We start from the raw sequence: 16,866 nt of genomic DNA, 5'->3' as shown, positions 1-16,866 counted from the left end.
ATCAAACTCTCCGATAAAGTAGTTTGACTGACTACGCACATCGCTGTGCGATTTATTTAAAACTTTGAATTAACAGGTACGTTTTGTCTTGTTTAGTTTTCAAAGAACTTTGTCCACCGCTCTTGAAGCGACTTAATTATCTTAACACATCAGTGTTAGTGCCGTCAACAACTTTTTAAAATTTCTTTTTCAAAAATTCGTTTCGTCATCAGCGACGTATATTAGAATACCACCCTTAATCCGACATGTCAACAATAATCGACAAATTAAATGATGAAGCGTTTAATGACTATCAAAGCAGCGATGCCGGGAATCCCCAGAATCCCGCTGATGCCCGTTGTAATCAGGTTAACAGGGATATGAATACCGAGACTGCCTCCGAACAAGTTCACACCCACCAGCAAAATCGCGCCGGCAATAAACTTAATCGCAGTCACACCAATCCATCTTAGCGGTTTTGAAGATACTCCCCATAAAAAAAGCAAAGCAACCAGACCGACAATCAAACCGATAATGAAAAAAGGCTCCATGAATCTTCCCCCTCGCTTGTTTAGTACAAGCTTATGAGAAGACCCCGGAGAATAGACCTTTTACTTCCATCTGCTCATTTTCAAATTCCGCTGCTTCGCTTCTTTTAAATAGAAAAAGTATTTAGATTCAGCGACTTTCAGCTCAAACAACACCTCAGCGGAGGGCTCGAGACTTTTCTCGACCAGACTCTTCTGCCTGTTCCATTCTTCTTTTTGTTTAAAGAGCTGTTCTATCAGCTTCTCGTCAAACTCTTTTCTTAATGTATTTCTGCGAAGAAAACCCATGCCTTGCCTTTTCCTCCCTTACAATTCACGTCTTCCTTCAAGAGCTTTTGAAAGAGTGACCTCATCAGCATATTCCAAATCACCGCCGACGGGCAGACCGTGGGCAATACGGGAGAGCTTGATGCCTGAGGGCTTTAACAGCCTTGATATATACATCGCTGTTGCTTCCCCTTCAATATTAGGGTTGGTTGCGAGAATGACTTCTGTCACTTGATCATCCTGAAGACGTTTCAGCAGCTCCGGAATCTTAATATCCTCCGGGCCGATGCCGTCCATTGGTGAAATCGCGCCGTGAAGAACATGATACTGGCCGTTATATTCCTTCATTTTCTCCATTGCGATAACATCCTTAGGGTCCTGCACGACACAAATAACAGACTTATCCCTTCTTGTGTCCTCACATATATAACAAGGGTCCTGATCTGTAATATGTCCGCAAATCGAACAATATGTCAGGTTGCGCTTCGCATTTACTAATGCTTTCGCGAAATCTAATACCACGTCTTCTTTCATACCTAGAACAAAAAAAGCCAGACGAACCGCTGTTTTCGGTCCGATCCCTGGCAATTTCATAAAGCTGTCAATCAGCTTTGATATTGGTTCAGGATACTGCATGTTTATTTATCCCCCTAGAATAAACCCGGTATGTTCATTCCTTTTGTAAATTGTCCCATTGTCTCATTCGTCATGTCATCCACTTTTTTGAGGGCGTCGTTTGTTGCGGCAAGAATCAGGTCCTGAAGCATTTCGATATCTTCCGGATCAACGACTTCTTCTTTAATGGCAACGTCTACAACTTCTTTTTGGCCGTTGACTTTTACAGTCACCATTCCGCCGCCCGCTGTGCCTTCAAGCACTTTTTCAGCAAGCTCCTCCTGAGCCTTCGCCATATCCTTTTGCATTTTTTGCATTTGTTTCATCATTTTTTGCATGTTTCCCATTCCGCCACGCATATTCAATCACTCTCTTTCATCTTATTAGTCTTTTATTTCGATTAAATCCGCTCCGACAAGTTTCTTCGCCTCTGCAATCAGCGGATCTTCTTCAGCCGGTTCGTTTGATCCTTCACTTTCCTGCTGGTGATCATTTAAAAATTCTTCTCTTATTTTACCCCATTGTGCTTCCGGAACGCCAATCAAATCCATTCTTTTCCCGAGCATTGATTCGAGAATCTGTTCAAGATTCGTACGGACTCCGTTATTGTCTTCTGCAACCATTTTACAATGGATTTCGTATTTAAATTTAAGCACAAATGCCTTTTGAGCAGCAGCCACCGGTTCACTGTCATTCAAAAGAGCCGCATGAGACACCTTATTCTGCTGTTTCAGGTGTGCCAGCAGCTTGCCCCAGCTGCTTTTAAGCTGTTCAAGATCAGGTCTTGTGGCTTCCTTCAATATCTCATGAATTCTTCCGACTGGAGCTTTGTAATGGCTTTTTCCGCCTTTTTGAGGACGCGGAGCTTCTTTCGGAGCGCTTTCCATCTGAACCTTCACACCGGAGGTTTTCAGCCTTTCCACTTCCTGCTCAAGCTGCTGGATCTTATTCATCAGCATGCCGACCTCAGGGATATCTCCCGCGGATTGCTGTGCCGTCTGGCATATTTTCACGACAGCCACTTCAAAAAAGATTCTTGGGTGGTTCGTCCACTTCATTTCCTGATGGCTTTTATTCAGGATATCAATCATTTCATATAAAGCGGGGGCCGGTATATCACCGCTCAGATTCCGGAACGTTTCATCGACCTTCACCTTCTCCAGGACTCCTTCTAAACCGGGAGCGGCCTGGTACAAGAGCATATCCCTGAAATAGAAAATCATATCTTCAATCAGTTTGGCCGCATCTTTCCCCTGCTGGAGCAATTCATTCAGTGTTTCCAATGCCTCGGAAACCTGTTTGCTGTGAAGAGCAGATGCAAGTTTCCCAATATAGTGCTGAGAAACGGCTCCGGTAATGAGCAATGCGTCATCCACCGACAGCTCCTCACCGCTGAATGATACGGCTTGATCGAGCAGGCTCAGCGCGTCCCTCATTCCTCCGTCCGCAGCACTCGCTATGATATCAAGGGCTCCTTCTTCCACCTTCAGCTGCTCTGCATCGACGATTGTCTTCATTCGTCCGACAATTGCTTTGGATGTAATCCGTTTGAAGTCAAAACGCTGACATCTGGAGATAATGGTTAAAGGAATCTTATGAGGCTCAGTCGTAGCTAATATGAAAATGCAATGTGCCGGCGGTTCTTCCAGCGTTTTCAGAAGCGCATTGAATGCGCCGATAGAGAGCATATGCACCTCATCTATAATATATACTTTGTAGGTGACGGCCGACGGGGCAAATTTTACTTTGTCACGGATATCGCGGATTTCGTCTACGCCGTTATTCGACGCCGCATCTATTTCAATCACATCTGATATAGAGCCGTTTGTGATCCCCTTGCACGCCGCACATTCATTGCACGGTTCTTCTACGGGGGCGTGCTCACAGTTGACTGCTTTCGCAAATATTTTAGCTGCACTGGTTTTTCCCGTTCCCCGCGGTCCAGAAAACAGATATGCATGAGAAAATTTCTTTTGCAAAAGGGCATTTTGCAGCGTTTTCGTAATGTGTTCCTGTCCGACCACATCTTCAAACTGCTGAGGCCTAAATACTCGATATAAAGCTTGGTAACCCACAGGATGCGCCCTCCTCTGTTATTCATCATGTTTATTATACATGAACGTGCTTTTAACGCCAAAACCCGTTTTTCATATACGAAAAAACTCACCTGCCATAAACAGGTGAGTCTGAAATTTGATGATTGATTTACCGTGCACCTTCTGTCGATTCGCTACCCTAAGCGTTACTTAAGCAGTTAGCTCAGCCCAGGCAACCCTGCGGCACATGAGAGGTTTCACTTAATGCTGCTTCCTTCCGGACCTGACATGGTTCATGAATTCCCATTGCGCAGGACCCAGACGTCAACGCCACTTACTTAAGGCAGACCTTACAGTAAACGAACCTCGAGAAGGGATTCGGCCCCGCTAGAGCGGATTGCGGGTACAGGGCACCGCTACCTCCCCGCTTAGCACGGCAAAATAAATATCAAATTTTTATATGCGCACCATTCATGATGCACACATAAGTATATCTGCTTCAGGCAGAAAATGCAACCTTACTACTCAGACAACTTTTTCCTCATGTCTTTCTTTTGCCGGCGCAGCTTTCTGAAAAAAGCGCTGAGCATTTCTCCGCACTCTTCTCCGAGCACGCCGCTCACCACTTCCGCTTGGTGGTTGAACCGCTCTTCCTGCAAGAGATTCATCAGCGTTCCTGTACAGCCCCCCTTGGGATCAAATGCGCCGAATACGACCTTATCGACTCTCGAAAGCACGACGGCTCCCGCGCACATCGGACACGGCTCCAAAGTGACATAAAGAACGGCATCCTCAAGTCTCCATGTCCCCAGCTTACGGCACGCTTCGTCAATCGCCAGCATTTCGGCATGGGCAAGCGACCTCTGTTCAGTCTCCCGCAGATTATGCGCCCGCGCCACAATCTCATCATGCAGAACAAGAACTGCTCCGATCGGCACTTCACCTTTCGCTTCGGCTTTCTTCGCTTCTTTTATGGCTTCTCTCATATAATATTCATCATTCATCGGTTCAAGCTCTCTTCTTAAGTTTTTTCATGTCTCATAAAGGTTAAAATAGGAATACCCCAGCAGAAAGGAGTTGCCGGTATTGTCTGAACCTAACAACACAGCCCTTCTGATTGTCGATATGATCAACAATTTTCAATTTGATATGGGCGAACGTCTTGCTGAAAAAACCAAACAAATTGTCCCCCGTATTTTATCATTAAAGAAGCATGCAAAACAAAGCAACTGGCCGATTATTTATATTAATGATCATTACGGGCTCTGGAAGGCTGATATTGATGCCATCAGGGAGGAATGCAGCAATGACAGAAGCGCGCCCATTATAAAAGATATTTCGCCTCAGCCGGATGATTATTTTCTCATTAAACCGAAGCATTCCGCTTTTTACGAAACGGCGCTTCACACCCTTCTGACCGAATTACAGGTGAACCGATTAATCATCACGGGGATTGCCGGGAACATTTGTGTGTTGTTCACGGCCAACGACGCTTATATGAGAGAATACAGCATTACCATTCCGAAAGACTGCACCGCTTCCAATAACGACGAAGACAATGATTTCGCTTTGACGATGATGGAGAATGTTCTCTTCGCAGAAATAACCACGGAAAAACAAATTACCGCCGAAAAATAAACATGATCAGCCTCCTTTTTTCATATATTTGATAGCGGATATGAAAGGAGGCGTTTTTCATTCAGATCTATATAGTGAAACGGGGCGACACACTTTCCGCTATTGCGGCGCGCTACCGGACAGCCGCAAATGTCATTGCAGAAGCAAATAAACTGCCTAATCCGAATACATTGGTTGTCGGACAAACCCTTGTCATCCCGATTGAGGGTCAATATTACGAAGTGAAACAAGGTGATACTCTCGCGGCAATCGCCGGCCGTTTTCATATATCGGCCGCGGAGCTTGCGAGGGTGAACGGAATTCAGCCCAGCACCACATTGAGAGTCGGAACCCGCCTTTACATTCCGCAGCAGGCGAATAAGCCCGACATCGAATCAAACGCATATATAGAACCGCGGGGAACGAGCGTAAGCGCTAATCTCCAGCAGGCGGCAAGGGAGGCCTCTCCTTATTTAACATACCTCGGCGCATTCAGTTTTCAAGTGCAGCGGAACGGGACTTTAAAGGAACCGCCTCTCACCAATTTAAGAAGCATCAGTGACAGGCACAACACCGCACTGATGATGATCATCACCAACCTTGAAAATGACGCATTCAGCGATGATCTCGGGCGGCTCATTTTGAATGATAATACTGTGAAAACAAAACTCTTTCAGGAAATCGTCTCCACGGCTAAGCAGCACGGCTTTCGCGATATTCATTTTGATTTCGAATATTTACGTCCTCAGGACAGAGAAGCCTACAATCGTTTTTTACGTGAAGCGAGGACCATTTTTCACCGTCAAGGCTGGAAGATTTCAACGGCGCTTGCTCCGAAAACGAGCGCGACCCAGGCCGGCAAATGGTATGAAGCACATGACTATAGGGCACATGGAGAAATCGTCGATTTTGTCGTCATCATGACATATGAGTGGGGATACAGCGGGGGCCCGGCTCAGGCCGTATCACCAATCGGCCCTGTAAGGAATGTCATTGAGTATGCGCTGACAGAAATGCCCTCTTCAAAAATCGTCATGGGCCAGAATATGTACGGCTATGATTGGACACTGCCTTTCAAACAGGGAACGACAGCGAAAGCCGTCAGTCCTCAGCAGGCAATCGCTCTGGCAGCACGCCATAAAGTCGACATTCAATATGACGAAACCGCCCAGGCTCCATTCTTTCGTTACACGGATGAAAATCAGAGACGGCATGAAGTATGGTTTGAAGACGCACGATCCATTCAAGCGAAATTCAATTTAATTAAAGAACTTCATTTAAGAGGAATCAGCTATTGGAAACTCGGCCTCTCTTTCCCGCAAAACTGGCTTTTGCTCAACGATCAATTTCATATTGTAAAAGAGACGTTTCGTTAATTGGAAGCGTCTTTTTTCATGGGCTTTTCTGAGATTGTGATACAATATAAAGGCCGGCAGCTGACGGATGTTTGCAGAATTAAGGAGGATTTTCAATGAACAGAGCCCCTTTTATCGCGGTAGAAGGTCCTATCGGGGCAGGAAAAACGACACTCGCTACGATGCTTTCTGAAGAGCTCGGTTTTCCTATGATTAATGAGATTGTGGAAGACAACCCTTATCTCGATAAGTTTTATGACAATATCGAGGAGTGGAGTTTCCAGCTTGAAATGTTTTTTCTATGTCACAGGTATAAACAGCTTGAAGACACCGACCGAGATTATTTAAAACAAGGACAGCCCGTTTTGTCCGATTATCATATTTATAAAAATGTTATTTTCGCAGAGCGTACATTGCACGGCCAAAAGCTTGAGAAATATAAGCAGATTTATCATCTGCTCACTCACGACTTGCCGAAACCGAATGTTATTGTATACATAAAGGCAAGCCTGCCGACATTGCTTCAACGCATTGAAAAACGCGGGCGCCCGTTTGAAAAAAATATCGAACATCAATATCTGGAACGTCTCATTGCAGATTACGACACAGCCATCAGACAGCTTCAGGAAGAAGATCCGGATATATCTGTACTGACCATTGACGGTGATACTGAAGACTTTGTTTTGAATAAGACAGACTATGAAAGAATTGCCCGTCAGGTAAAGGAGCTTATTAAATGAAAGACATTCATATTCCAAACAACGCCATTATAACAGTAGCGGGAACGGTAGGAGTCGGAAAATCGACTTTGACCAAAGCTTTGGCAAAACGGCTCGGGTTTCATACCTCACTTGAGGAAGTGGATGAAAACCCTTATTTAGAGAAGTTTTATCACGATTTTGAACGCTGGAGCTTCCATTTGCAAATTTATTTTCTGGCTGAGCGGTTCAAAGAGCAGAAAAACATGTTTGAATCAGGCGGCGGATTCGTGCAGGACCGTTCGATTTATGAAGATACAGGCATATTCGCAAAAATGCATGCCGATAAAGGAACCATGTCGCTGACAGATTACACAACATACACAAGCCTATTTGAGGCGATGGTCATGACGCCGTACTTCCCGCATCCTGATGTTTTGATCTATTTAGAAGGCGACCTTGAAAACATTATAAACCGGATTGAAAAGCGGGGCCGCGAGATGGAGCTGCAGACAAACCGCTCCTATTGGGAAGAGATGTATACACGGTACGAAGACTGGATCAGCGGTTTTAACGCCTGCCCTGTGCTGAAAGTACGCATTGAAGATTATGACCTTGAAGCTGATGAACAGTCACTGGAACCTTTGATCGAAAAAATCAGTCACGTGATCAACGAAAACAGAAATAAATAAAAATAGCAAAGCGATTTTCCCCGAACAGAGAAAATCGCTTTTTTTGCATATAAAAAATCCGCTGCATCACATGCAGCGGACAAAACAATCTCCAATATATGCTCGAGTTTCATTAGGTTTAAAATCAATATGGCGGAGGAAGAGGGATTCGAACCCCCGCGGGCTTTGACACCCCTGTCGGTTTTCAAGACCGATCCCTTCAGCCAGACTTGGGTATTCCTCCGTATCGACATTTAATAATATACCACATGACCTAAATTTCAGTCAAGCGCTTTTTCATATTTTTTATTTCATTTCTTAAACGGCTTGTCCGTCAGCTTTACTATCATACAAAAGTCTTGCGTTCAATTCAACCTCAGTATGCCATACGGGCAGGAAAACACAGTAAAAATCAAGAATATATTCAAACAGATAACCTGCTCATAAAGGTGGAGAACATAATGAAAATCATCATTGCACCCGATTCTTTCAAAGAAAGCATGACATCAAAAGAAGCCGCTGACAGTATAGAAATAGGATTCAAAGCGGTCTTCCCTGACGCGGAATATATCAAGATACCCGCGGCCGACGGCGGAGAAGGAACCGTTCAGGCTTTGACGGATGCCACTGGCGGAAGCATCATCAAAAAAACTGTGACCGGTCCGCTGGGAACGCCGGTAAACGCCGCATATGGACTTCTGGGAGACGGACGCACGGCAGTCATTGAAATGGCGGAATCATCAGGGCTTCATCTCATTCCCCGCCATCTCAGAGATCCGTTGAACACAACGACAAGAGGAACGGGTGAACTGATAGCAGATGCAGCTTCCCGCGGGGCGGGTGAGATCATCATCGGGCTTGGCGGGAGCGCAACCAATGACGGCGGAACAGGAATGGCGAGCGCGCTCGGTGTGCGTTTCTTAAATAAGGAAGGTCAGGAGATACCTGACGGCGGAGGCGCTCTGCACACCCTAGCTTCTATTGATATAGGCGGTCTCTCCCCTGAACTGAAACATATCCGTATCCGTGCCGCATGTGATGTCGAAAATCCCCTGACCGGCGAAAACGGCGCATCATATGTCTTCGGCCCGCAAAAAGGGGCGTCCGAGAAGACTAAAGTTGTATTGGATCGCAACTTACGCCATTTCGCTGACATATTGAGACGTCAGCACGATATCGAAGCGGATACCGTAAAAGGCGCGGGCGCCGCAGGGGGACTGGGCGCCGGACTGATCGCTTTCTTACAGGCAGAACTTCAAAGCGGGATTGATGTTGTATTAGATACACTGTCCTTCTCAGATCAGATAAGAGGCGCTGACCTTGTCATTACCGGAGAGGGGCAGATAGACGAACAAACGATATTCGGCAAAACCCCCGCCGGGATCGCCGCACGCGCATCTGCTCAAGAAATTCCCGTTATCGCATTGGCGGGCTCCTTAGGCAAAAATTTCGAGCATGTTTACAGCGCAGGAATAACAGCTGTATTTTCTATCGTACCCGGCGCTGTAAGTCTTGAAGACGCCTTAGCATCCGGCCGTTTTAACCTTGAAAGCACAGCCCGGAATGCCGCCGCTCTATACCGGGCAGCAAAAAAGGCGCGCCTCTAGGGCGCACCTTTTACGGTTTGATGACTTCTTTATTTCCCATATAAGGACGAAGCACTTTCGGAATGATGACACTTCCGTCTTCCTGCTGGTAGTTTTCTAAGATGGCAGCTACTGTTCTGCCGACTGCAAGGCCTGAACCGTTTAATGTATGCACATGCTCCGGCTTGCCTTTCGCTTCGCGTCTGAATCGAATGTTTGCGCGTCTCGCCTGGAAGGCCTCAAAGTTACTGCAAGAAGAAATTTCACGGTATGTGTCTTGGCTTGGAATCCATACCTCAATATCGTACTTTTTCGCGGCTGTAAAGCCGAGATCACCGGTACACATGCTCATGACACGATACGGCAGTTCGAGCAGCTGAAGCACCCGCTCGGCTTGATTTGTCAGTTTTTCAAGCTCCTCATAAGAATCTTCCGGCTTCACGAATTTCACAAGCTCAACCTTGTTGAACTGATGCTGGCGGATCAAACCGCGTGTATCACGGCCGGCAGATCCCGCTTCTGAACGGAAGCAGGCGCTGAATGCGGCATAATTGATCGGCAGCTTCTCACCGGATAAGATTTCATCGCGGTGCATATTTGTAATCGGCACTTCCGCCGTCGGAATTAAGAAATAATCCTCTTCTCTGATTTTAAAAGCATCCTCTTCAAATTTAGGAAGCTGTCCCGTACCTGTCATGCTCGTACGGTTTACCATATAAGGAGGGATGACTTCTGTGTAATCATATTCATCAACGTGAAGATCCAGCATAAAGTTGTAGAGCGCGCGTTCGAGGCGGGCGCCTAATCCTTTATAAAACACAAACCGGCTGCCTGTTACTTTTGAAGCGCGTTCGAAATCAAGAATGTTTAAATGGTCTGCGATATCCCAATGCGGTTTCGGCTCATATGAAAATGCCGGCGCCTCTCCCCACTTGCGAATTTCAATGTTATCATCTTCCGTTTCCCCGACGGGCACTGAATCGTGCGGGATGTTCGGAATGGACAGAAGGATGGTTTCGAGCGTCGTTTCGACAGTACGAAGCTCTTCATCAAGCTTCTTAATTTCTTCGCCCACTTCACGCATCTCTTTAATAATATGATCAGCGTCTTTTTTCTCCCGTTTCAAAACGGCGACCTGCTGAGACACTTCATTGCGTTTTCCCTTCAGTTCTTCTACTTTACCGATAAGCTCTCTTCTCTTTTCGTCCAGCTCTTCAAACTTGTCAAAGTCAGATAAGTCTTCGCCTTTTGGAATGAGCTTCGCTTTTACCTCTTGAAAATTGGCTCTCAGCACCTTCGTATCAATCATGCCTAACAACTCCTATCTGTTTTTATCGAAAATAAAAAAGAGCCCTCATCCCCTAAAAGGGACGAGAGCTCTCGCGTTGCCACCCTGATTGAAAACAAGCTCACACTTGCTTCCCGCTTTAACACATAACGGTTTTCCCGTAAATGCCTACTTGTTTTCAGCATTTCGCTCAAGGACGGATTCGGACAGCATCTTTCACCGATTCGCACCACCCATCGGCTCTCTTTGAAAGAGGGGCTCCCTACTGCTTCCTGTCAACGCTTTTCGATCTTTATTTGTGTTTATAATGTACTATAAGTATCAGCGGTTTTCAACTGTTTTATACAGCTGTTTCCTGCTTATGCTTTTCCGCCATCTTCACAAACAGCTCTGTCACCCGGTGATCATCCGTCAGTTCAGGATGGAACGAGCAGCCGAGGAAATTCCCCTGCTTTGCAGCCACGATGCGTCCGTTATGCTCACAAAGCACTTCAACATCTTCTCCAGCTTCTAAAATATGCGGCGCGCGAATAAATACACCCGTAAACGGCTCGTCAAGGCCTTTAATCGTCAGATCAGCTTCAAAGCTGTCGACCTGACGGCCAAAGGAATTACGCTCGACGACAACGTTCAACAGCCCTAAATGAGCGTTATCCGTTCCTGCTATCTCTTTGGCTAAAATAATCAGACCGGCGCATGTGCCGAACATCGGCTTGCCTTGGGCGGCAAACTCGCGAAGCGGCTCCATAAAATGATACGTATCCATTAAACGCCGCATCGTCGTGCTTTCCCCGCCCGGCAGGATTAAGCCGTCGATGTCATTCAGCTGTTCAGGACGCTTAATGACGACACCTTTTGAACCACATGCTTCAATTGAACGAATATGTTCTCTTACTGCTCCTTGAAGTCCAAGTACACCAATTGTTAACATGCTTCCAGCTCTCCTATGGTTTTACCAGCCGCGTTCTTGCATACGCTGTTCCGGCAATAGATTTGAGATTTCGATGCCTTTCATTGCTGTGCCTAATTCTTTAGAAAGCTCAGCGATCAGTTTGTAGTCTGTGTAATGAGTCGTTGCTTCAACAATTGCTTTGGCGAATTTAGCAGGGTTGTCTGATTTGAAAATACCTGAACCGACAAATACGCCGTCAGCGCCAAGCTGCATCATCAATGCCGCGTCAGCAGGCGTCGCTACTCCGCCGGCAGCAAAGTTCACTACAGGCAGTTTGCCGTCACGCTTGATTTGAAGAAGCAGTTCATAAGGAGCGCCGAGGTTTTTAGCTTCAGTCATCAGCTCATCATCGCTCATCGCAACAACTTTGCGCACTTGCGCGTTTACTTTTCTCATATGGCGGACAGCTTCCACAATGTTTCCTGTTCCTGGTTCGCCTTTTGTACGAAGCATGGAAGCTCCTTCGGCGATACGGCGCGTTGCTTCGCCGAGATCACGGCAGCCGCATACGAACGGGACTGTATATTCGTTTTTATTTAAATGAAATTCTTCGTCAGCAGGAGTCAGAACTTCACTTTCATCGATGTAATCTACTCCCATTGCTTCAAGGACACGCGCTTCAACGATATGTCCGATACGCGCTTTTGCCATTACGGGAATGGATACAGCATTCATTACTTCTTCAACGATTGTCGGATCAGCCATGCGGGCAACACCGCCGGCAGCGCGAATATCAGCCGGAACGCGTTCTAACGCCATTACGGCAACAGCTCCCGCCTCTTCCGCAATCTTCGCTTGTTCAGCATTTACAACGTCCATGATGACGCCGCCTTTTTGCATTTCCGCCATGCCGCGTTTTACACGATCAGTACCTGTTTGAGCCATTATTTGGTCCCCCTAGTCAATGTATAGTTAGATAATTTCTATCTCTTATTGTATCCCAGAAATACAATATTTCATATGGGTATTCTTATTTTACAGCGAGATGAATAAGATAGATATCATTTTTTACTAATAATTTGGTTTTTTCAGTATATTAAGCAAAAGAGCCCTAACTTTCATCAGAGCTCTTTCTTATTTCTTAAAACCAGCCTGTTACCGTGTCAACGGCGCTGTTCCAGATTCCGGAGAAGAATCCGCCGATGCCGCGCATCATCTGAACAAACCAGTTCGCTTTATCTACATCATTTTTCGTTACAAGATTCACGCTGAACTCTTTGGATTTGAGGAAGCCATAGTCTTTGTCACTGCCTTTGTATGTAACTGTCAGCGTTCCGACTTTCGTTCCCTTTTTCACAGGAGCCGTGATTTCTTTTTTATCTAAAGTCACTTCGGCTTTATAGTTCTTTTCATCCCCGCTTTTCACAGGAATAGAAAGCGCCTTGTCAGTAACAATATCGACTTGCTTGTCTTTCCCTTTTTCAACGTCAATCGTTTCGTGCCCTTTTACTTGAGAGCCTTCAGGGTAAAGATCTTTCATTGAGAAATTGCTTTTAAATGCGTAATCGAGCATTTTTTTCGTTTCATCAAAACGTCCGGTATGCAGGTTGCCTTTTGCGTTTAGTACAACGGTGATGACCCGCATTCCGTTCCGCTGTGCTGTGCTTGTAAAACAAGATCCCGCAGAATCGGTAGAACCCGTTTTTAAGCCGTCAACGCCAGGGTATTCAGAAACAAGACCTTTTAACATGAAGTTCCAGTTCGGCATGTCCATTTCATCATCAGTGCCGGCTCTGAATTTCGTCTTAGCGATGCTTGTTGTTTTGAGAACTTCCGGATAATCAGTGATCAGGCGGTCTGCAAGAAGCGCCATGTCTTTAGCAGAAACTTCACTTTCTTCTTTAACGCCTTCTCCTTGCGGCTGCTTGCCGTGAAGGTCTTCATTCACAAGCCCTGTGGCATTTTTAAAATCATAGTTTGTCATGCCTAATTCTTTGGCTTTCGCATTCATTTCAGCGACAAATTTCGTTTCAGTTCCGGCAAGAATTTCGGCAACTGCAATCGCGGCTCCGTTGGCAGAGTAAATCGCCATAGCCTGATACAGTTCTTTAACCGTGTATTTGCCGTCTTTTCGAAGGGGGACGTTTGATAAACTGTTGTCTTGAGAAATTTCATAGACATAATCATCAGGAGTATACGTTTGATCCCATTTCACTTTTCCTTCTTTAATGGCTTCCAGAAGCAGATATTCAGTCATCATTTTTGTCATACTGGCAATCGGCAGTCTTTTGTCTGCATTTTTACTGTATAAAATTTTTCCCGATGAAGCCTCAATCATTATCGCAGCTGATGCGTTGACATCAATCGGGTCATTGCCGGCTGCCTCCGCTTTAGACATTGGAACAAAGCAAGTTGCGGCCAGTGCCAGTACCACTAATGACACCAACAGCTGTTTCCATTTCGTGATGTTCAATCTTACGACCTCCGTCATTCATTTTAAATCTATAATTAAGCCGTTAAGGACATATTCAAATTCAAAATACAACAGTATAAATTTTATCACACTCGATATAAAAAAAATAGACAGAGTCAGCGACCCTGTCAAATGTTTTTTATTTGTAACAATTATGAGATTGTGTAGTTTGGTGATTCTTTCGTAATTTGGACATCATGCGGATGACTTTCGCGAAGTCCGGCACCTGTCATACGGATAAATTGTGCCTCTTCTCTTAAAGCGCGCAAGTCTTTTGAACCGCAATATCCCATACCTGAACGAAGACCGCCGACAAGCTGATACACTGTTTCTTCTACAGGACCTTTGTACGGAGTCCGTCCTTCGATACCTTCAGGGACGAATTTCTTATTTTCTTCTTGGAAATATCGGTCTTTACTGCCTTTTTCCATGGCAGCGACAGAACCCATACCGCGATACACTTTAAATCTTCTGCCTTGATAGATTTCAGTCTCTCCCGGGCTTTCTGAAGTACCGGCAAGCAGGCTTCCGAGCATTACGGCATGTCCGCCTGAAGCCAACGCTTTCGTAATATCTCCGGAGAATTTAATACCGCCGTCTGCGATAATTGTCGCGCCGTGTTTTCTCGCTTCAGTGGCACAATCATAAATGGCAGTGATCTGCGGTACGCCTACACCTGCAACGACGCGTGTCGTACAGATAGAACCAGGTCCGATTCCCACTTTGACAATATTTGCTCCGGCTTCAATCAGAGCTTTTGTCGCTTCAGCCGTTGCAACATTTCCTGCGATAATGTTCAGTTCAGGATATGTTTCACGGATTTTCGCAACTGTGTTCAGTACGCCTCTGGAATGTCCGTGAGCCGTATCAACCACGATAACGTCGACATTCGCTTCAACAAGCTTGCTGACGCGTGTCATTGTATCGCCTGTCACGCCTACCGCAGCGCCGACAATAAGGCGTCCGTGTTCATCTTTAGATGAATTCGGGAATTCGATAACCTTTTCAATGTCTTTGATCGTGATAAGACCTTTTAATTTGTTTTGGTCATCCACTAACGGAAGTTTTTCAATTTTATGTTTCTGTAAGATTTTTTCTGCTTCGTCTAATGTGGTTCCCACAGAAGCCGTAACCAGCTCTTCTTTTGTCATGACATCACTGATTTTCATTGAATAATCAGAGATAAAGCGAAGATCACGGTTTGTAATGATACCGACAAGCTTTTGATCGTCTTTATTATCTACGATCGGAACACCGGAAATTCTGTATTTCCCCATCAAATGCTCCGCATCGAATACTTGATGATCAGGTGTTAAAAAGAAGGGATTTGTAATAACGCCCCGTTCAGAACGTTTGACTTTGTCAACATGTTCAGCCTGCTGTTCGATGGACATGTTTTTATGGATAATGCCCAAGCCGCCCTGTCTGGCCATCGCAATCGCCATAGCTGATTCTGTTACTGTATCCATTCCCGCACTGATGACAGGAATGTTAAGCTTTAACGTCTTTGTCAGTTCAACAGATAAATCCACATCACGCGGAAGTACGTCTGATTGAGCCGGTACGAGCAGTACATCATCGAACGTTAAGCCTTCTTTTGAAAATTTACTTTCCCACATTAGTAAATCCCCCTCTTTTCGGCAAAATATTATATGTAGATTATCAACTAGAAAACAGCATGTCAAGGAAGCGAAAAAGAGTTGAAATATTTAGATAAAGGAAAGGGTTTAAAAATACATATGAGAGATCATGAGTGGAAAGAGTTATCATTATTTTATTCCGTAGAATCTTCCCAGAAATTTCTAAATAAAGTCTATACAGAAAGCGGCATGGAAGAACCAAAACGATATGCGTTTAAGAACAGTGAGCGCTTCATATTCTTTATCAAACACGCCGAGTCCTTCTATAAGCAGGCATCTCTTTCCCCTTTAGAAATTAAGCCTATTCTGTTGTTTTACGGGATGTCACAATTGCTGAAAGCCTGCCTTCTGACCACAGATCCAAGCTATCCAAGCCACGCCTCAGTACTCGCGCATGGCGTGACTGCCCGGAAACGCAAAAAGCAAAATTACTCCTTTAGGGATGATGAAGTGAAGGTGCAGCGCAATGGCTTATGTATTCATGTAATGAAGCACTTATTCGGGATAGCTGGTCTTGAGGAAGAACGGTACACAATGAAGAAATTGCTGACAGCCATACCTGAATTGCATACTGTCTTTTACTTCCAAGAGAAAAAGAATTGGCTGACCCGAGTAGAGCTGAAAGATGACCTTATTTCAGTGCCTGAGCATGCGGTGATTCATTACAATATGTCTGATTCCCGCTTTGCTGAGTATATCAGCCAACATTTGAAGTGGTCTTTTCTGAGGAAAGACCATAACCACTTGGTTTTTGAGGCTGACCCGATAGACAGAGAACCTTGGTCTTCGCCAAATTTATTGTTTCACTTGGAGAAAAATCAATATTATATTCCCTCTCAGCGTGATCACTTCCTGCATCTTCCGGAAATGATTACTCATTATTTGGTTCTCTACAATATCGGGATGATTGCGAGATATGAAACGGAGTGGTGGTATGAACTGCTGACACAGCATGTCAGTGATGATTATGTGATGATCCGCCGGTTCTTAGATGTCACGGAACGCAAATTTCCGTATTACGTTTCTAATTTCCTGAAGCAATACTTATAAACAAAAAAGGCAGCTCATTATGAGCTGCCTTTACCGTAATGATAGCTTGGCGGCGTCCTACTCTCACAGGGGGAAACCCCCGACTACCATCGGCGCTGAAGAGCTTAACTTCCGTGTTCGGCATGGGAACGGGTGTGACCTCTTCGCTATC

Annotated in this window: 17 protein-coding genes, 1 tRNA gene, 1 rRNA gene, 1 other RNA gene and 1 other annotated feature; of the genes, 6 read left to right on the top strand and 14 right to left on the bottom strand. The window is 45.3% G+C overall.

Translation table 11 applies throughout. The features are described from left to right. Positions 1–266: 266 nt before the first annotated feature. The 7 genes from ACWHAR_RS19315 to tadA all read right to left on the bottom strand — a co-directional run bounded on the left by ACWHAR_RS19315 (position 267) and on the right by tadA (position 4,449). Positions 267–530, bottom strand: a complete 264-nt coding sequence (locus tag ACWHAR_RS19315; RefSeq protein WP_003150686.1) for a pro-sigmaK processing inhibitor BofA family protein — start codon at positions 528–530, stop codon at positions 267–269. Between the two features lie 60 nt (positions 531–590). Then, a complete protein-coding gene (locus tag ACWHAR_RS19310; RefSeq protein ID WP_007408755.1) occupies positions 591–815 on the bottom strand; it encodes a YaaL family protein in 225 nt (74 codons plus the stop codon). Positions 816–833: 18 nt separating this feature from the next. Continuing rightward, positions 834–1,430, bottom strand: a complete 597-nt coding sequence (gene recR / locus ACWHAR_RS19305; RefSeq protein WP_007615147.1) for a recombination protein RecR — start codon at positions 1,428–1,430, stop codon at positions 834–836. A 14-nt stretch (positions 1,431–1,444) separates the two neighbouring features. Next, positions 1,445–1,768 (bottom strand): YbaB/EbfC family nucleoid-associated protein, encoded by a 324-nt coding sequence (locus ACWHAR_RS19300; RefSeq protein WP_029326155.1) that lies wholly within the window; start codon positions 1,766–1,768, stop codon positions 1,445–1,447. Positions 1,769–1,792: 24 nt separating this feature from the next. After that, complete coding sequence (dnaX, locus tag ACWHAR_RS19295) at positions 1,793–3,484, bottom strand: DNA polymerase III subunit gamma/tau (RefSeq protein WP_032872149.1); 1,692 nt, start codon at positions 3,482–3,484, stop codon at positions 1,793–1,795. 133 nt (positions 3,485–3,617) lie between these two features. After that, an RNA gene (gene ffs / locus ACWHAR_RS19290) (signal recognition particle sRNA large type) lies at positions 3,618–3,882 on the bottom strand. Positions 3,883–3,966: 84 nt separating this feature from the next. Next, complete coding sequence (tadA, locus tag ACWHAR_RS19285; protein WP_007615141.1) at positions 3,967–4,449, bottom strand: tRNA adenosine(34) deaminase TadA; 483 nt, start codon at positions 4,447–4,449, stop codon at positions 3,967–3,969. A gap of 82 nt (positions 4,450–4,531) precedes the next feature. Between tadA and ACWHAR_RS19280 the strand changes: the two genes are divergently transcribed. The 4 genes from ACWHAR_RS19280 to dck all read left to right on the top strand — a co-directional run bounded on the left by ACWHAR_RS19280 (position 4,532) and on the right by dck (position 7,807). Then, positions 4,532–5,083, top strand: coding sequence for a cysteine hydrolase family protein (locus ACWHAR_RS19280; protein WP_014416712.1), 552 nt, complete (start codon positions 4,532–4,534; stop codon positions 5,081–5,083). 71 nt (positions 5,084–5,154) lie between these two features. Next, positions 5,155–6,438 carry a LysM peptidoglycan-binding domain-containing protein gene (locus ACWHAR_RS19275; RefSeq protein WP_032872147.1) on the top strand — a complete coding sequence of 428 codons (1,284 nt, stop codon included), beginning with the start codon at positions 5,155–5,157 and terminating at the stop codon, positions 6,436–6,438. A 95-nt stretch (positions 6,439–6,533) separates the two neighbouring features. Continuing rightward, on the top strand, positions 6,534–7,157 hold the full coding sequence (dgk, locus tag ACWHAR_RS19270) for a deoxyguanosine kinase (RefSeq protein WP_014416710.1): 624 nt from the start codon (positions 6,534–6,536) through the stop codon (positions 7,155–7,157). Next, a complete protein-coding gene (gene dck / locus ACWHAR_RS19265) occupies positions 7,154–7,807 on the top strand; it encodes a deoxyadenosine/deoxycytidine kinase (protein ID WP_007615132.1) in 654 nt (217 codons plus the stop codon). Before dgk ends, dck begins: the two co-directional genes overlap by 4 nt. Before the next feature lie 130 nt (positions 7,808–7,937). On the opposite strand, the gene ACWHAR_RS19260 is transcribed toward dck, so the two are convergent. Next, positions 7,938–8,030: transfer RNA gene (locus ACWHAR_RS19260), tRNA-Ser, on the bottom strand. A 217-nt stretch (positions 8,031–8,247) separates the two neighbouring features. Here ACWHAR_RS19260 and ACWHAR_RS19255 point away from each other — a divergent pair. Further along, positions 8,248–9,393, top strand: coding sequence for a glycerate kinase (locus ACWHAR_RS19255; protein ID WP_032872144.1), 1,146 nt, complete (start codon positions 8,248–8,250; stop codon positions 9,391–9,393). Between the two features lie 10 nt (positions 9,394–9,403). Here the strand turns inward: ACWHAR_RS19255 and serS are convergent, their stop codons facing one another. From serS to guaB, 5 genes are all read right to left on the bottom strand, one after another. Next, a complete protein-coding gene (gene serS / locus ACWHAR_RS19250; protein WP_032872141.1) occupies positions 9,404–10,681 on the bottom strand; it encodes a serine--tRNA ligase in 1,278 nt (425 codons plus the stop codon). A 54-nt stretch (positions 10,682–10,735) separates the two neighbouring features. Next, positions 10,736–10,948, bottom strand: a binding site (T-box leader). Between the two features lie 52 nt (positions 10,949–11,000). Next, positions 11,001–11,591 (bottom strand): pyridoxal 5'-phosphate synthase glutaminase subunit PdxT, encoded by a 591-nt coding sequence (gene pdxT / locus ACWHAR_RS19245; RefSeq protein ID WP_007615126.1) that lies wholly within the window; start codon positions 11,589–11,591, stop codon positions 11,001–11,003. Positions 11,592–11,612: 21 nt separating this feature from the next. After that, positions 11,613–12,497, bottom strand: a complete 885-nt coding sequence (gene pdxS, locus ACWHAR_RS19240) for a pyridoxal 5'-phosphate synthase lyase subunit PdxS (protein WP_003150714.1) — start codon at positions 12,495–12,497, stop codon at positions 11,613–11,615. A 196-nt stretch (positions 12,498–12,693) separates the two neighbouring features. Beyond that, positions 12,694–14,025, bottom strand: coding sequence for a D-alanyl-D-alanine carboxypeptidase (gene dacA / locus ACWHAR_RS19235; protein WP_029326157.1), 1,332 nt, complete (start codon positions 14,023–14,025; stop codon positions 12,694–12,696). Positions 14,026–14,177: 152 nt separating this feature from the next. Further along, complete coding sequence (guaB, locus tag ACWHAR_RS19230; RefSeq protein WP_007408741.1) at positions 14,178–15,644, bottom strand: IMP dehydrogenase; 1,467 nt, start codon at positions 15,642–15,644, stop codon at positions 14,178–14,180. Between the two features lie 120 nt (positions 15,645–15,764). On the opposite strand from guaB, the gene ACWHAR_RS19225 reads away from it, so the two are divergent. Continuing rightward, positions 15,765–16,715 (top strand): YaaC family protein, encoded by a 951-nt coding sequence (locus tag ACWHAR_RS19225; RefSeq protein ID WP_032872151.1) that lies wholly within the window; start codon positions 15,765–15,767, stop codon positions 16,713–16,715. A gap of 44 nt (positions 16,716–16,759) precedes the next feature. Here the strand turns inward: ACWHAR_RS19225 and rrf are convergent. Beyond that, positions 16,760–16,866 (bottom strand): 5S ribosomal RNA (gene rrf / locus ACWHAR_RS19220); the annotation flags it as partial.

The organism is Bacillus sp. LR--39, assembly GCF_053613335.1.
This window is presented reverse-complemented; position numbering and strand designations above follow the sequence as displayed.